We start from the raw sequence: 16,370 nt of genomic DNA, 5'->3' as shown, positions 1-16,370 counted from the left end.
TTTAATGGTATTAGTCTTGTAACTAGGTTTTATCCAAATACCAACACACTGTAAACGTAAAACTGTTGGTTAGAACTATCCTCTGACTTTCTCACAAGATTAAGTTTTTCCAGCATTATATATTTCGGTATTAAAGGGTAAAAGGAGTAGGTACTATGAGTGAAAATAGTTTTGATTTTTTATTAGCTACAATTACAAAGATGAAGCATACGCAAGTTGGATTGCTTTCCTTTTAGAAGAGGCAGGTTATAAAACATTTTATCAACCTTGGGATTTTAAAGTTGGAAACAACTTTGTCCTTGAAATGCAAAAAGGAGCAAAATTTGCTACCCATACCCTAGCTCTTATTTTCGAAAATTATCTTGCATCTTTGTATATTCAACCTGAATGGGCAGCAGCTTTTGGAGCGGATCCAACAGGGACACAACGAAAGCTAATCCCATTTAGGATTCAAGATATATACTAAAACTAAAAGCTCCCTTTTGTAACATTCCTTTTACCTTGAAAGAGGAAGTTAATAAGACTGAAGACTTTATACTGAAATCTATTGGATAAAACCAGTTCAACTTTTTTGCAAAATGGATTCTCTTTAAATCTAGTTATGAGATAGTGTTAGTCTGTTTTAAAAGTATTTTTAATCATAATAAAGCTAAAAAAAAGAATAATCTTTAATATAAGTATTAAAAAGAAAACAGCCTCCAGGAATGAAAGGGGGGCTTCTTTTATAGAATTGAAACTGTTAAGTGCAACCTCAAAAGTAGCATATTTAGCAGGATAGGCTCTTCTTGCATCTTTCTCTCCAGATGAATGCCCAAGAGCATATGTAGCCAATAATCCCCCTATAACAGTTATAAGCGCAACGATTGCATTTCATTGCTACTTGATTAATTTGCATGGAAATTCATTTGTTTTATTATTTTTTTCAGAAGTTTCCTTCCCTTCCTTCGGTTTAAGTCTAGGATGTATAGCAGTCAATTTAGTTCTTATCGGTTAGAAATCTCTTTTGAAATCTTTATTATTCATATATTTTAAACATATCTCGTCGATAGTGTTAATATTGTAATTATCCACCTACCAATATTTATTAATTACATTAACCATTACAATTTATTTATTGGTAAAAAATGGAACAACAGAGGATGGTGGAGCTAATGAAGAAGGGTGTATTTCATTGAATATATATATTTGGATAAAACCTTATTTGAGAGTAGTTGGGGTCATGTTACGTTATTTTCCCCATGGCTATATACCATCAATAAAGCTGCCAAAGCTTTATTAGATGCCTCCACTTGTGTAGAATCTAATTTAGATACGTTACCAACTGGAAATGAATTAATTAATCTCTATTTAAAACCTTTAGGCTGAGCTAGTAAAAATAAAGCCTAACATGCATCCACACGTCGCATTTTTTTAACTTTTTAAGTTACGTATGCTATCCTAATTAAGGATTGGAGAATAACACGAAAGTAAGGTGTATCTAGTGCAATTAAATGAGGATAATAGAAAGCTTACAATTGAAATCATTGCTAATTTAGTTAATATAAAAAATCAAATGTTTGAACAAATATTAAAGCCTGCTGGAATTAATAAAGAACAATTTGTAAGGCTGAGAGGTTCTAAAAATGCTGTTGGAAAGCTATGGACTAAAAGAGAAATTGGTGCGCAGTTATTAGAAGAATTTGATAATCCAACCGAAGAAAAGAAGTTTATTAAATCTATTATTGAAATTGCTTCTAATTGGAGTAAATTTCATTTAGCTGATAATGAATATACTGCAAGAGCGACAGTTCAAAAAGCAAGGGAAGTTCTAAATACGATTGAAATAAATGAAGCTATTGAATCCGAATTGCTTGAAGAGCAAAAGAAACAGGAGAAGTTAAGGATCGAAGAATTAAAACAAAAAGCAAGAAATGAAAAGAAGTCAGAAATCTTGGAACGTTCCAAGTTATTATTAATGATGTTTGATGAGATGGCTACTATGAAAAATAATCCTCAAAAAAAGGGATATATGTTAGAAGAGTTAGTAAATATGTTATTTCAATTATATGATATTGCGTTATTGGAAAGTTTCAGAAGAAACAATGGGGGAGAACAGATTGATGGGGCATTCAAACTAGATGGATGGCACTATATTGTAGAAATGAAATGGACAAATCAATTAACAGACATGAAGCAATTAGATTCATTAAATGGGAAAATTTCACGTTCGGGAAAACAAACTATGGGGTTATTCATATCAATAAACGGATGGTCATCCAATGTAATTCCACTAATGAAACAACATCCAGATAAAGCAGTTTTTTTACTCGATGGTTATGATCTAAGAGTTGTGTTAACTGGGGAAATAGACTTAATTGAATTGTTACAAAAGAAAATAGCAAAATTAAATTTAATGGCTGAACCTTATGTTGGTGCTACTGCTTTTATATAAGTTGTATTCAAACTGAATAAAGAAAATTTAACCTTTATTTTATTGCCCATGGTATTTAATTGTTCAACATTCGGATTAAAACTTTAGTACACTAATGAAGATTGTGAAGAAGTACACTTAAACTAATGTTAACTATTTTTCGGGTAAATTTTATCGCAGTCGTATTCAAAAGTAGAGGATGAACAATTAAAGAAATTATTGAAAACAATTGCTATGATTTTAATGCTAAGTTTGATAAAAGACATATGAAAAATTTAAAATTAAAAATAATACATTCGATTGGCTAATTAGTGCAGTTTAGAAAAGGAAATATAATTAAATAAGACGGAGATACTACTTGTGATTGAAATGGTATCTCCGTTAATGCAAAAAGCCCATTAAGCCATCAAAGCACTAATGGCATTATAAAGAAGAGAAGCCTTAATTGACTACTTTTTCATTTTAAAAATTTAAGCAGCCTGTGATTATATTCACAAGCTGCTTTTTATTTATTTTTCAAGCGCCCAAAGATTTCATTCGAGATATTTAATAACATCCGTATATCATCCTCATCTTTATCTTCAAGAGTATTGATTAATATTTGTAAAATTTCTTCTTTTATATTTTCTTGTTCTTCCCCTCCCCCTGAATTACTTTCTGGAATAAGTACACTTCCGGCTTCAACTTGTAGAGCATCTAATATTTTAGTTAAAGTCTGTAACGTAATATTTCTCTCTCCACGTTCTACATCGGATAAATATGGAGATTGAAAATCACATTTCTCGGCCAATTCATCAATTGTTAAGTTTTGAGATTTTCTTATAGCTCTAATATTCATTCCTACTCTTTTTGTTAAATCCATAATAAATCACCTCACTTTTAGACTAGGTGAGGTTCAACAAACATCACATACCATTAAAATATAAAAAAAATAACTTTAAAGTTATTTTTAATTGATTTATATTATCTTTTAGTATTAAAATGATATTACTTTTAATGAAAGGAGAAAAAAATGAGTAATAATTTACCATCTAATATTGCAATTGAAAATGTAATCCAATCCAAAATGCGTGGTAGAGTAACCTATCAAGGATTTGTATCATCACAGGTAGCGGTTACTTTTTCGTATTCTAAGTTATATAATGATCCTTCTGGAAAGGGGTATCAACGACCGATTAATAAAAAGCGTTGCTCGGATTTTGCAAATTACTTATCTAAAGGCGAGGATTCACTATATACGCCTATATTATTAAATGCCGCGGGTAATTGGGAATTTCATGCTTATGATAAACATCGCCCAAATCTAGGAAGACTAATTTGCAAGAAGAAGGCTACCTTAATGGATGGTCAACATCGTCTTGGAGGTATAAAAGATTATATTAGCGAGACTGACAGTACGTTAAACGTTCCTTTTCTTGCATTTCATTATTTAGATGACGATGAAGAAATAAAATTATTTGATGTAATTAATACAAAAGCCAAAGGCATAGGGACGTCATTAAGCCGTTATTTAAATCGTGATAATGATGATATTAGTTGGGTTGCAACTAATTTGATTTTAAGTCCTGAAAGCCCATTTTTTAGTAAAGGTACACTCACTGGGAAACGAAGCAAAGAAAAGAATATTACATTGCAAAATTTATATAACATAGTCAAACTATTAACAAAAAAATCACCACTTGAAAAACTTTCAAAAGAGAAAAAGCTCAATTTATGTCTATCTTATTTTAATACAATTAAAGAATTGTTTTCAGATGAGTGGGAAGACAATTCACTTTATCGTATGACACATGTAACTTGTTTAAATGCACTTGCAATAGTAGGTAATCAAGTTGTAAATGACAATTATTTAGTCAAATCTCAACAGCCTGATTCAGTAAAAATAGCTCAGATACTAATGAATTTAAAAGAAGTTGATTGGTTTTCGAACGGAGATTTAAAATATTTAAAAGGTGCTGCTGGATCTAAGGTTTTAGCTAGTGATATCTTTAATTGCATAAAAAATTAGCATTATTGTAACGTTAAACTATAAACAAAAAGAATAGAATACTTCTTAACAGAATCTAATTTCAAATATATTGAATACTATATTTGTTCTTATTTGGAATTGGGTTTTGTTTTTAAAAGTTTAGATTATCTAATCTAATTTAAAATTTAGGATATATGTAATTAGAACTTTTTTTTAATAAGGATATATCTGTTTTGTATAAAAAGACTAATGTATAAATTAGTATAAAAATTTAAAAAGTATTCATTTTAGCAATTGAATAGTGACAATTACTTCGATTAATCTTTACTTAAAACTTTAGTAGACTTTCGTTTGGGGCCAAATAAGATATGGGCAACTGGAGTAGAAAGCTTTATATTTGATTACATTAAAGGACAAGTAGTAGTCTGCCTGGATGTGAAAATTGTACAATGGTTACTAAAGAAGAATTATCTTTGAGAATTCCTCAGAAATCGCAGATATAGATGAGTTAGTTTGATTATCTTGTTTTTGGGAAGCTCCAATAGGTACAGCATTAACTTTAAGTGAATGTAGTGACTGTAAGGAAGAATCTTTATTTATATATATTCTAAATCTTCAAGATGAACAAGGTTATGTGGGTTATTGTAGTGATTGTAAAGAGCGAAAAAGAGTTAGAATGTGCAAAGAATGCGAAACTTATTGTTTTAAGATAGAAAGTCGTAAATTTAGTATTAATAATACTTACTTTTGTTCAGACAATTGTTTAGAAATATATAAAGAGAGTCGCATATTGGTAACAATTAGATGAAAACTACTACTCTACTTTAATATTTTTACCATTATCATCACTCATCAGATTGCGAAGCTTGTGTATGGCTCGAATTATCTTAATAAACCATATTTCAACGCAATCTTTGTTTGCGCGGGTTCATTTATTATAGGAAAAGCAGACGGTTTAGAAGTGCATTATTGCACTTCTAAACCGTCTGCTTTTTATGTTTTAACAAATAATAATTTTGATATATCAAAAACAATCCCTAATAAATCATGCGTTGAAAAGTACTTGCAGGACGCCCTTCCACTGGTAAAACGGCCTTAGCATTAAGTTCATTAATGAGTGCTTGTATGAAAAACACTAAAGTATTATTATATTCACTCGAAATGTCTAAAAGACAATTATTAACAAGGTCAATTTGTGCTGAAGCAAAAGCTAATATGAGCTTTAAGGGTGAAAAGTTTTTAACTCAGCAAGAACTTGCAGCAATTACACGCGCCGAGGGGTAAGTTTCGAAAGGGGTTTTAGTAATTTCTGAAGATACTAGTAAGTCAGTTAAATCGTAGCGTTGAAAGCCGAAATGATAAACGCCCAATGATGAGTAACCTACGTGATACAGGCTACATAGAACAAATGCAGACATCATTATGCTCCTTCACCGTGAAGATTTATGACTGCAAAACAAAATCAAAATATAATTAAAGTCGATGTCGCAAAACATCGTACCGGTACTGTTGGTACAGTTCAACATGCGTTCGAAAAGGAAAATGGCAGTTTTTTTGGAGGATTAATTTCCATAAGATAGGCATCATTATTGGTTACTAATAGTGGTGCCTATTAGAAATTATAGAAGTTGAGATTAATTATCTATAATAGCTTGAAACGTTGTAATATCAAAGGTTTGGAATATTTGTTTGAGAGATTACTTAAAGATGCTGAAAAAGTAGTAGTATCAATGGTTTTGCAGTTTGCACTATTTAAAAGCCACTATTTTCAAAAACATTAATTAGATTTTTAGGTAACTAAAATGTTTTAAGTTACAGAAAAAAACTTAGTTTCAAGTTATAATTACTTAAAAATGGTAATTTATCTGATGGAGATTGCGAGGGTGAATTAATGGTTGAACTTGATTTTACACGTATTAGATCTTTTGACGGTAGTAAAGATGGCGGATTTGAAGAGTTAGTTTGTCAATTAGCCCATTTAAATAAACCTGAGATTGGTAAGCGTTTTGTTAGAAAGGATGGAGCTGGGGGAGATGCCGGTGTTGAATGCTATTGGTTATTAGAAGATGGTTCAGAACATGCCTGGCAAGCAAAGTATTTTACTGAAAGACTTGAAAGTAGCGAGTGGAGCCAAATAGATTATTCAGTTAAAACTGCACTAAATAAACATCCCAATTTAACTAAATACTATATTAGTGTACCTAGAGATTTTAATGATAGTAGAAAGTTAGGCCGTGGTAAAAAGCCTGTTACATCTTCATTAGATATATGGAACCAGTATGTTAAAGCGTGGACAGAAATAGCAAATTCTAAGGGAATGAATGTAGAGTTTATTTATTGGGGACGTCATGAGTTAAGTATGATGTTGCAAACTGATGACAGTAAGTATGCCGGGAGAGCTTTTTATTGGTTTAATGAACTTTTACTTAATATGGAAAAATTCAAACATACTACAAATAAATCTAAAGAGGGGATAGGAGAGAGATTCTCTGAAGAATATCATGTGGAATTACCTATCTCTAAAAAATTGGATGGATTAGGGGTTACCGCTTATTGGAAATCAGAGATTGATAAACAAAAAGCATCTATAGATAGTTTATTAAAACAAATTAATAGATTAGATAATTTTAAAAAGGATTTAATAGTTAAAGAAAAACTATGGCAAAACTTTTTAGCAAAATGTATATCTTTTAACGAAATATATTTAGAAGCTTTGAAGGGGAAATATAGTTCAAATCAATTTGAAATAGCTAGATTAAGAATTGAAGATATAGATGAATTAGCAGTAAAGTTCAATAGTTTCTGTTGGGACAAAGTTGAAAGTAAAGAAGAAGGTTGGAAAGAAGTAAGAGATAAGTTTAGAAAGATATTAGATGAAATCAATACAATTAAATCCTTTGTTTTCAGCATACAAGTAAAATCTTTTGAGCTAAAAAGTGCAATTATTTTGGGGGAGGCTGGTATAGGGAAATCTCATTTATTATGTGATATAGCTTTAAAGCGTTTAGAGGAGAATTTACCGACAATATTTTTACTAGGACAGAAATATTCAGGTGGAAATCCGTTAAATTTTTTAGCAGAAGAATTGGATTTGAAACAGGTCCCATTTAAAAAAATGTTAGGCGCTTTAGATGCTGCAGGAGAATCTAGAAATACTCGTACGTTAATAATAATAGATGCACTAAATGAAGGTAATTATAGATTTGAGTGGATAGATCATTTAGCTTCATTTATAGCTGAGTTAAAAGAATATCCGCATATATCTTTACTTTTAAGCTGTAGAGAAACCTATAAAGATGGAATACTTCCAAATACAATAGAAAAGAATATAGTCAGAATTCAACATACAGGCTTCAGAGGTTATGAACATCGTGCAGCTATGAAATATTTAGCAAAGCAAGGAATAGACAAGCCATCAATGCCAATATTGTCACCTGAATTTAGTAACCCATTATTTTTAAAAACATGTTGTAAGGCTATAAAATCAAAAAAATTAACCTCATTCCCAAAGGGATTAGAAGGACAAACAGCTATTTTTAATTTTTATCTAAATAGTATTGATGAGATAATTAGAATAAAAAAAGATTACTTTAAAGGTCAAAAAATAATTCTTAATGTTACGAATTCCATTGTAGAAAAGCTCTATCCCCATAATATGTTTGGTATTGATATTAGTGTGGCATATGAAATTATTCAAAATATTGATCCCAATCCTCATAGTGGTGAACCTTTAATAAAATTATTAATTTCAGAAGGACTATTGGCGTTGGATATGATTTCTGACAAAGATGGTGATTTGACTGAAGTAGTACGTTTCACGTATGAGAGATTTAGTGATTATTTTATAGCAGAAAACATTGTAAATCTTTTAAATCCTGAGGAGTTGGAATTAGAATTTGAAAATAACGGAAATTTAGAAGCAATATTAAATGAGCCATATATGTTTTCAGGTGTTATAGAAGCTCTAGGTATAACATTCCCAGAGAAATTTAAGATAGAATTTATAGATTTTATTCCTGAAAGTTCACCTTATTATAGATCTATATTTAATACTTCTTTTGTAAATATCTTTTTATTACGTAGCAAGGATTCCATTACCGATAGAACGATTGAGTTGTTAAACCAAATTCCTAGTTACGGTTATTTTAAAGATTCGTTAGATAAAATTTTAGCTTTATCTACAGAACCTGATCATCCTTTAAATGCTGAATTTTTGCATAGGAATTTAAAAAAGCTAGATATGGAAAAAAGAGACTGTTTTTGGTCTGCACATTTAGCAGTAAGTGATTATGAAGAAGATGAGGAACAACCTGAATCGATAACTCGAACATTAATTAATTGGGCATTGTTTACGGATTTAAGTGACATAGAAGATGAGCGAATAAGGTTGTTAAGTTATACACTTTTATGGATGACAACGACTTCAAATAGAAAAGTAAGAGATCAAGCTACTAAATCTTTAGTAAGGATTCTATCTTCACGCCCATCTATCGTTAAAGAATTACTGTTTGAATTTAATGATGTCGATGATTTATATTTAAAAGAAAGATTATATGCGGCAACTTATGGCGTAGTATGTAATATTAACAATCTTGGAGAGATAAAAGAAATTGCAGAAAGGGTCTATTATTTACAATTCGCTGATAACATGCCAGATCCACATCTTCTTTTAAGAGATTATGCAAGAGGTGTATTGGAATATGCTTTATATAAAAACGTAATTAATGAAGAAATGAAGGTTAATTTTAGACCACCTTATAAAAGTGAATGGCCTATTGAAAATCCTACGGCATCAGAAATAGAAGATAAAGAATACTCTTCAATTAAAAGTTCTGTTATAGGCTTTATTGGGGATTTTGGGAAATATACAATGAGTTGTGTTCATAGTTGGTCACCTACGGAAATTACAGAAAGTACTTTAGAAAATTCTTATGAATTACATTTGAAATTTGCAGAAAAGATACCTGCAGAATTAAGAAGCGAATATTTAAACGAGATTAATGAACGAATCCAAAATTATAGTACAGAAAGAACAATAACCATTATAGATTTACCAGATGAACCAAACGTATTCGATGATTTTAAAAATGAGTGTGATAGGGTAAATTTAGTAGAAGAAGGTGAAGAAAAAGAGAGAAGGGAGTTTTCATTTGTTACTAGAAATATAGACAAACCTAGTGATAACTGGCAAACATTAAAAGAAAAAGTTAGCAATCTATTAAATGAATCAGATAAAGAAACATTTAGATGGATAACTGGTTTGGGAGTTACAAATAGACCAGCAAATTTTAGTAGGAAATGGGCGCAAAGGTGGGTTTGTAAGAGAGCATTTGAATTGGGTTGGAAAAAAGAACTCTTTGAAGATTTTGAACGAATGTATTGTGGTAGCTATGATAGAGAACCTAGAAACATTGAAAGAATAGGTAAAAAATATCAATGGATAGCGTTTTATGAGCTTTTAGCAAAGATGTCAGATAACTTATATTGGATTAATAAATATGATGATGCTAGTGAATATGAAGGTCCTTGGCAAGTAGGAAAACGCGATATTGATCCAACAATTTGGCTAAGATCTACAAATGATTCAGGATGGGATGAATTTGGCGATGTCTGGTGGTCACCATGTATTCCTACCTTCAGTGCAAATAATTCAGAGGAATGGGTCTTTGATGAAAAAACAATTCCAAATTTCGGGGATTTATTAAAAGTAACAAACCCTAATGATAATAAACAATTGTATAAATTAAGAGGTTTTAGAAAATGGACTAAAAAAACGGAAGATAATAAATCTAAAGAAGAGATATGGTATAGAGTAAATTCGTGTATTGTTAAAAAAGAAAATGTAATTAATATGATCGAAAAAATGCAAAATAACCCGTTATTTGACCCTTCTGTTTTTTCTCCTCAAAGTTCCTCATCACAAGGATTTTTAAAGGAGTATCCATGGCATCCATACTATACGTTTTTAAAAGAATGGTGTAATGATGACGGTAATCAAACTCTAAACATAGAACATTTAGTTCCAACAAATGAATATGAACAGAGAACTGGTGAAGATGATAAATCTATAGATCAAAACATATCAATATATTTACCTAATCCGTTATTAATAAGGGAATTAGAGTTAATTTCTTCTTCTGAAAATTTTAGTGAATGGATGAATTCTAAAAATGAAATAGTATTTTTAGACCCAAGTGAGAAAGAAAAGGGTCCATCAGCAGCGATGATTAATGCAGCTATTTTAGATGAGTGGCTTGAAAAAAATAATTTACAAATAATATGGTTTATTGGTGGAGAAAAGCAAATTTTCAACTCTAACGGTGAAGTTACAAAGTGGTTTGAGTTTAGTAATATTATTACGATTGAAGATAAAAATATAGAAGAGAAAAAATTTTTTAATGAAGGAATTAGGTATAACTGAAAATAAATAAAGTAATAGATATAATAGTTAAAATCTATTATTGTGGAAAATTAATAGCTAAATTGGATGAACCACTAATAAAATGATTTTTAAATTATATAGTATGAATGTGATTCTTCTAAATTTAATTATTTAAAATGTCCACCTTCAGTACCTATTAGAAGCAGTTGCTGGTTGGAATTAGTGTAATGAGAGAAGGACGAATTTCCTTTGGTGGAATTCGTTCTTTTTTATAGTTCAAAAAAGGATTAAAGGTTTTTTAATCGTGGATAATCTAGGGCATTGTAGGTTAGAATAAATCTACAAATATCCTATATATTAACATCTGAAATAACGAACATCGGTTTACAATATTTATTCAAAAAAGTAAACTTCAATATTGAATAATAGACAACACTCATTATAACTAAGAATTATGTTACGAAATTATATTTAGACACAAAAATGGCATAAAGTTAATTTAATATCCAGACTGTATGATTATCATGCAGTCTGGGTATAAGGCTTTTCAACACCATTAAGTCTATTGAGACTTTAAGTCGATATACAAACTTTCTAACGATTCTTTATTGCAATTAGAACAGATGGAATTCCATTTTATATAATCAGATGGCGTTTCACATGTACACCATTCTTTTTGAAATATGATGTAGTAGATTTGTACATTGAATTCTTGGAAATTATGAATTATACCTAATTTTCCCACCCTTTTGTTACTGTAAGGATATTTGAGTTTTGGACTATTCATGTCTTCACCAAAAGCTTTATCCTGCATGATTTTTAACAAACTACTATTCATTTGTTTTTTTTTGAAAGAGGTCATTTCTTTGTACAATCCATTACTATCAGGACCATAATCAAATAAATGCCTGATAACACCACTATATTTCTTATTGGCTTCCCCTGGTGTTAATCTTGAATCAATTTCAAAATCTACTATAAACATTATTTGAAAAAATTTTAGTTCGCATTTTCGTGCCTTTTTCCTTATTTTTTCATTTTCTATAACTAAAGCAGGTATATTCTTACCAAAGTCATTAATAATCTTGTTTCGAATCTGCTGAGATCTCCATAAATACTCTGTTGAATAGTGCCAACCAAATTCAATAAATACCCTCTTTTCCAACTCGAATGTGTATTCTGAAATCAATAAATCCACGAAAGTTTTTGAATAAAATCTTTGAGGTTTTATTGAAGAATTTTTGAATTTATCATAAAACGATAATTGTTTGATTGGAGTGTCGTATTTTATTTTACTTTCTCTTGAAACGAGTATTTGGTTTTCTGCAAAAGTATTTTGCATATGTTCAGCAAATAAATCGCGAAATGTATTTTCACTTCTACTAGTAAGTGCTAAGTAAGACATATCTTTATCTTTAAAAGTTTCGAGTAAGTGTTTTTCAATTAAATCAATAGTAAATTCCATTCCCATCCCCCTTAGGTAAATAGTATAACGTGAGTCGATATATTCCACAAAAGGTAAGGCAGCTTATTGAAAATTGAAAAAGTAACTGTACTTGATAATAAACTCATCGTTAAATTCAAATCGGATTTTGAAATAGGGGTCTTAAACCTTGCATTTGCGACCGACCATCAATTAGGAGATATATTTTTCTTGGTTGATGGTGCTTCATTTTAAGGATTAACTAAATATGGTAATGTATGTATTGATGATTGTTGATGATAATTTCGATAAGAAGTGGACAACATGTTAGATGTTCACGAGTTTTTCAAGGGTTATATATGGAACAGAATACCAAGAAGGATCGGCTTCTCTTGGAACTTAATTTCTTAACCATGTAAATAAGCTTGATGGTCATTTTAAAGCTATCGAAAAGACTCCATCAAATCTGCAGAGCTACAACAATAAGATTAATCTTTAATGCTGTAATGAGTTTTTGAAAATCTTACTAATTAAATAGCAAAATCAAATATGAGGGGTGGGGCTTGAATGCTGAGTATAGAGGATTATATCTCCCGAAGGAAAAAAGAAGATAAGCTTAATGAATTTGATATTGATGCACGTACTCAAAATATGAAAATTTGTGTTGATTATGTATTCGAGTATTTTAACAACTATCTGAATATTACGGAGGCTGAAGAAAAAACAACACTGAATAATAAAAAGCTAGAGAAGTATCGTAATCAGCTTAAGGAGTATGAGCCTGAAGTTAGAGAATGGATTGTTGGTATTTATAATGAATATGGGAAACAAATACACAAACATGTTGGGAAAATTACTAAGGAGAATGAGTTTTTCTTTCTTTATAATGCTGAAAGTGAATTTAGAAATACTTCATATGATTGCTACTCACAACTCATTAAAAGGTTGCCGTTTCTTAAGGATCAGACCGAAATGCTTTTTCTATTAATAAGGGACTATCACAGAGTGGAGAGCGAGCAAAAGTTTAAATTTGGAATTCCATCAATATCAGAAGAAATTACTGATTGGATTGATAAAACATGGGCAAAACATCAGGTTAATCTTCTAGCATTTGCTTATGGTTGGATAAACCGCTTTTTTGAAAATGAAGACGTCTGGCCTACAACTCATAGAAAGAAAAGTAATAAAACTTGGAAAAAGTATGATTATGATTACAAGCAAAAAAGTAATCTTTTTAATCTGGATTCTTTGTATAGAAAGATGCCTAAAAAATCCTTTACTAAAGGAAGAAAGCAAGAATTTGAAATACTGTTAATGTACTATTGGATTCATGACATGGAAGGCGATAACGATTATTGGCCGAAGTATTTGGAGATGGTGTTGCCTGATTTAAAAAAAGAATAGCCCAGAGATGTTCCGATTATTTAGAGTCTGACAGTAAAAGGAGTTTAATGATTATGGAAGTATTATATAAATACTATTCGAACGAGAGCCTATATGCGTATAAAAATATTGAGGACGGCAATATTTGTTTTAGTCCGTTAGAATTTTTGAACGACCCTCTAGAGGGGGTTGGGGCGTATTTGTACCAAGTGAATAATGAAGAACAAAAGTATTGGAAATCCATAGGTTCCGACTTACCCGAAATGTTATCAAAGAGATTTTCCAAGGACTTTCGAGAAGTTGCTAATTTCAAATATCGTGTTTTCTGTACTTCAAAGGAATATGACAATCCTTTATTATGGGCGTATTATGCGAATTCTCACAAAGGTTTCTGCGTCGGTTACGAAAAGAGAGGTATTGTAGAAGCGTCAGACAAAGTGTTCGATATTGATTACAAAAGTGAAATGTATCCCCTTAACGAATATGATGAGAAAATATTTGAAAAGTTACTATCAGTCAAATCCACTGAATGGAGCAACGAAAATGAATGTAGGGCATTATATGAATTGAAAAATAACGACGTATTACATTTGAATCCTGAAGTGTATTTTGATAAAGAGAAACAATCCGATACAAACTTCTATAAACTTCACGGACATGTCCAATCAAACAATCTAGAGACATTATGTGCAGAAAAGTTTATCTGCAAAAAATGTAGCCCTGTCGCTATATATTTAGGTTTAAGAATGGAATGGAGCGATAAGCAACGGCTCATTGATATTGCTCGCAAGTTGCAAATTAATGTATACCAAATGTCACAAGAGCAAAATACTTTTAAGTTTATTTCCGATGATATTATATAGAGTATGAGTATATATTCTGAGAAGCCGGCAAATATTTATGGGATTTCTAGATAGTATCTATGGTAATGTAGCTAGATACATAGATTGCGCTTTGACAAATCAGCCCCTAAGACGGAAAAGGGAAATGCGAGACCAGATGTTCCGAGGCATTGCTGTAATAAGGTGGCTAAATATTTAGTGTATTGGGATAATCTGTGGAATTACGCATTAGAGAATTCTATAATCCCTTCGACTACAACTTGAAAGAAATCGATAAGTAACTTCCAAAGCAATATAATTAGTCAAAGATTGGGGTATTAAAAATGGAGTTAAGGAATGTAGATTTAGAGCAATTCTTAAAAAAATATAATACAGAAGATGTTTTATCAGGTATTTTAGAGATGCAGATGTCTAGTCATGGTCAATTGGTAGATGAAAGGATTCCAGCAGCAGAATATTTAGCCTCAAATGTCATCCGTTATTATATATCTGATTCAAAAAAGTTATTTACATGGAATGATTTCTTGGAATTAGAAGAGTTTTCAAAAAATATTTATAACGAAGATATATTACAACTTTTTGAAGAAGCACTCGCTCTTATAGAGGCAACAGATGAAAAAAAGAATGAATTTTTAAAGTCTGAGCATATGAAATTAAAAAGCATGGCATTTCGGGGTGATGGGTATATATACCAATTATTATCCGTGTCGGAAATGTTATATAGACCTTTTGATAAAGAATTTAAAAAAAATTTAGGATTTACTTTTACTTGCTGTGAAGAATTATTTATTTATATTTTTAAATTGTATGTTAAAAAAACTTTAGAAGCACACAGTAAGAAATATAAACTTACTAATATGATTAAAACCCTGTATCAATTAATACGTGGAAAAGCAGTATTAATGTTGCCAAGTATTAAAGAAGGTTATATTTTTAGAGTTTATAAAGAAGACTTGTATAGTAAATTCAATAAATTTGAGGTTGACTCTATTGTAAAATATCTAAGTGTTTGTCCAGGAGAATCAAGATTAAAGCCCACTGAGGTATCAGATTTTAAAATTTTAACATCAAAACCATTAGTTGACTTTGGAGATTATATATACTTGCCATTATTAGAATCCACATTAATGAACTTACCGAAGCTATTTCATTATACTTTTATAGCAGAGAAAAAATTTAACAAAGATGTAATTGGTAGATATACTAAAAATAGAGGAGATGTAGTTGAAGATTTAACCGTAAAATACTTACAACGCCTAATTGACAAAAGGTATATATATAGTTCTTTAGAATACAAAAATGAAGATGGAGAAGCAGACGTCACTATTCAGTATGAAAATATAACAATATTTTGCGAATGCAAGAGTAAAATATTGACCTTGAATACTTTAAAAGGTATCACAGAAAGTATTCAAACTGATATTTATAAAGCTATAGGAATTGCATATAAACAAGCGGTTCGATCTATAAACTATATAACGCAAGGAAAATGCTTTCATAAAACTATAAATGGACAAGAGAAAGAAATAAAGTTAGGTAATACAGAGGAAAAATATATCATTTGTGTTACAGCAGAGAACTTTGGCGTAATACCATCAAAGATACATGAATATGTAGAATTTGATAAGACTATTCATATTACCCCATATGTAGTCAACATATATGACTTAGATATTATAACGCAGGAGTGTGTGGATTTTATAGAGTTCATAAAATATTTGGATTTTAGGAAAGAAAATAACGATATCATTTCTTCAGTCGATGAGTTAGATATATTTGGTTATTTTAAAGCGAACGGTGGACAGAAGATAAGTATTAATGCAGATGAACTTGCGATAACTGATTATACAAGTGAATTTGATAAGAAGTATAAAAAAAGGAATCATGATTTCTTTAACCAGTTTGTTTAAAAAATGTATAGAACTTTTGAGTAACAAAAAAATGTTCGATGGTTTCTCTAT

General features: G+C 30.4%; 11 protein-coding genes and 2 pseudogenes. 10 read left to right on the top strand and 3 right to left on the bottom strand.

Annotated elements, in window-relative coordinates; genetic code table 11:
- Positions 1-181: 181 nt before the first annotated feature.
- Positions 182-466: a toll/interleukin-1 receptor domain-containing protein gene (locus tag ACOMCU_RS24720; RefSeq protein WP_421051762.1), complete on the top strand. Its 285-nt coding sequence runs from the start codon at positions 182-184 to the stop codon at positions 464-466.
- A gap of 146 nt (positions 467-612) precedes the next feature.
- On the opposite strand, the gene ACOMCU_RS24715 is transcribed toward ACOMCU_RS24720, so the two are convergent.
- Positions 613-831: a hypothetical protein gene (locus ACOMCU_RS24715; RefSeq protein ID WP_421051752.1), complete on the bottom strand. Its 219-nt coding sequence runs from the start codon at positions 829-831 to the stop codon at positions 613-615.
- 649 nt (positions 832-1,480) lie between these two features.
- Between ACOMCU_RS24715 and ACOMCU_RS24710 the strand changes: the two genes are divergently transcribed.
- Entirely contained in the window at positions 1,481-2,431 is a 951-nt protein-coding gene (locus ACOMCU_RS24710) for a hypothetical protein (RefSeq protein WP_421051750.1), read from the top strand.
- 484 nt (positions 2,432-2,915) lie between these two features.
- On the opposite strand, the gene ACOMCU_RS24705 is transcribed toward ACOMCU_RS24710, so the two are convergent.
- Complete coding sequence (locus ACOMCU_RS24705) at positions 2,916-3,272, bottom strand: helix-turn-helix domain-containing protein (RefSeq protein ID WP_421051749.1); 357 nt, start codon at positions 3,270-3,272, stop codon at positions 2,916-2,918.
- Between the two features lie 150 nt (positions 3,273-3,422).
- On the opposite strand from ACOMCU_RS24705, the gene ACOMCU_RS24700 reads away from it, so the two are divergent.
- The 4 genes and pseudogenes from ACOMCU_RS24700 (at position 3,423) to ACOMCU_RS24685 (ending at position 10,800) form a co-directional block, all read left to right on the top strand.
- Positions 3,423-4,418, top strand: a complete 996-nt coding sequence (locus ACOMCU_RS24700; protein WP_421051748.1) for a DGQHR domain-containing protein — start codon at positions 3,423-3,425, stop codon at positions 4,416-4,418.
- A 1,032-nt stretch (positions 4,419-5,450) separates the two neighbouring features.
- Positions 5,451-5,663 (top strand): annotated as a pseudogene (locus tag ACOMCU_RS24695) (DnaB-like helicase C-terminal domain-containing protein); the annotation flags it as partial.
- A 25-nt stretch (positions 5,664-5,688) separates the two neighbouring features.
- Positions 5,689-5,856 carry a DnaB-like helicase C-terminal domain-containing protein gene (locus ACOMCU_RS24690; protein ID WP_421051761.1) on the top strand — a complete coding sequence of 56 codons (168 nt, stop codon included), beginning with the start codon at positions 5,689-5,691 and terminating at the stop codon, positions 5,854-5,856.
- A 414-nt stretch (positions 5,857-6,270) separates the two neighbouring features.
- Positions 6,271-10,800 (top strand): hypothetical protein, encoded by a 4,530-nt coding sequence (locus ACOMCU_RS24685; RefSeq protein WP_421051747.1) that lies wholly within the window; start codon positions 6,271-6,273, stop codon positions 10,798-10,800.
- 523 nt (positions 10,801-11,323) lie between these two features.
- Here the strand turns inward: ACOMCU_RS24685 and ACOMCU_RS24680 are convergent.
- The gene (locus ACOMCU_RS24680) at positions 11,324-12,226 is read right to left on the bottom strand and encodes a hypothetical protein (protein ID WP_421051746.1); all 903 of its coding nucleotides are present in this window, start codon (positions 12,224-12,226) and stop codon (positions 11,324-11,326) included.
- 282 nt (positions 12,227-12,508) lie between these two features.
- Between ACOMCU_RS24680 and ACOMCU_RS24675 the strand changes: the two are divergent.
- The 4 genes and pseudogenes from ACOMCU_RS24675 to ACOMCU_RS24660 all read left to right on the top strand — a co-directional run bounded on the left by ACOMCU_RS24675 (position 12,509) and on the right by ACOMCU_RS24660 (position 16,319).
- Positions 12,509-12,683, top strand: a pseudogene (locus ACOMCU_RS24675) (DUF1413 domain-containing protein).
- 68 nt (positions 12,684-12,751) lie between these two features.
- Positions 12,752-13,588: a hypothetical protein gene (locus ACOMCU_RS24670; protein WP_421051745.1), complete on the top strand. Its 837-nt coding sequence runs from the start codon at positions 12,752-12,754 to the stop codon at positions 13,586-13,588.
- A 53-nt stretch (positions 13,589-13,641) separates the two neighbouring features.
- On the top strand, positions 13,642-14,430 hold the full coding sequence (locus tag ACOMCU_RS24665; RefSeq protein ID WP_421051744.1) for a DUF2971 domain-containing protein: 789 nt from the start codon (positions 13,642-13,644) through the stop codon (positions 14,428-14,430).
- Between the two features lie 302 nt (positions 14,431-14,732).
- Entirely contained in the window at positions 14,733-16,319 is a 1,587-nt protein-coding gene (locus ACOMCU_RS24660) for a hypothetical protein (protein ID WP_421051743.1), read from the top strand.
- Positions 16,320-16,370: the final 51 nt, after the last annotated feature.

The sequence above is a fragment of the Lysinibacillus sp. UGB7 genome, assembly GCF_049058285.1.
GTDB lineage: Bacteria > Bacillota > Bacilli > Bacillales_A > Planococcaceae > Lysinibacillus > Lysinibacillus sphaericus_B.
This window is presented reverse-complemented; position numbering and strand designations above follow the sequence as displayed.

Coding starts and splice junctions, on each gene's coding strand:
- ACOMCU_RS24705 (WP_421051749.1), bottom strand. CDS start 3,272: ATGGATTTAACAAAAAGAGTAGGAATGAATATTAGAGCTATAAGAAAA.
- ACOMCU_RS24700 (WP_421051748.1), top strand. CDS start 3,423: ATGAGTAATAATTTACCATCTAATATTGCAATTGAAAATGTAATCCAA.
- ACOMCU_RS24685 (WP_421051747.1), top strand. CDS start 6,271: ATGGTTGAACTTGATTTTACACGTATTAGATCTTTTGACGGTAGTAAA.
- ACOMCU_RS24680 (WP_421051746.1), bottom strand. CDS start 12,226: ATGGAATTTACTATTGATTTAATTGAAAAACACTTACTCGAAACTTTT.
- ACOMCU_RS24670 (WP_421051745.1), top strand. CDS start 12,752: ATGCTGAGTATAGAGGATTATATCTCCCGAAGGAAAAAAGAAGATAAG.
- ACOMCU_RS24665 (WP_421051744.1), top strand. CDS start 13,642: ATGGAAGTATTATATAAATACTATTCGAACGAGAGCCTATATGCGTAT.
- ACOMCU_RS24660 (WP_421051743.1), top strand. CDS start 14,733: ATGGAGTTAAGGAATGTAGATTTAGAGCAATTCTTAAAAAAATATAAT.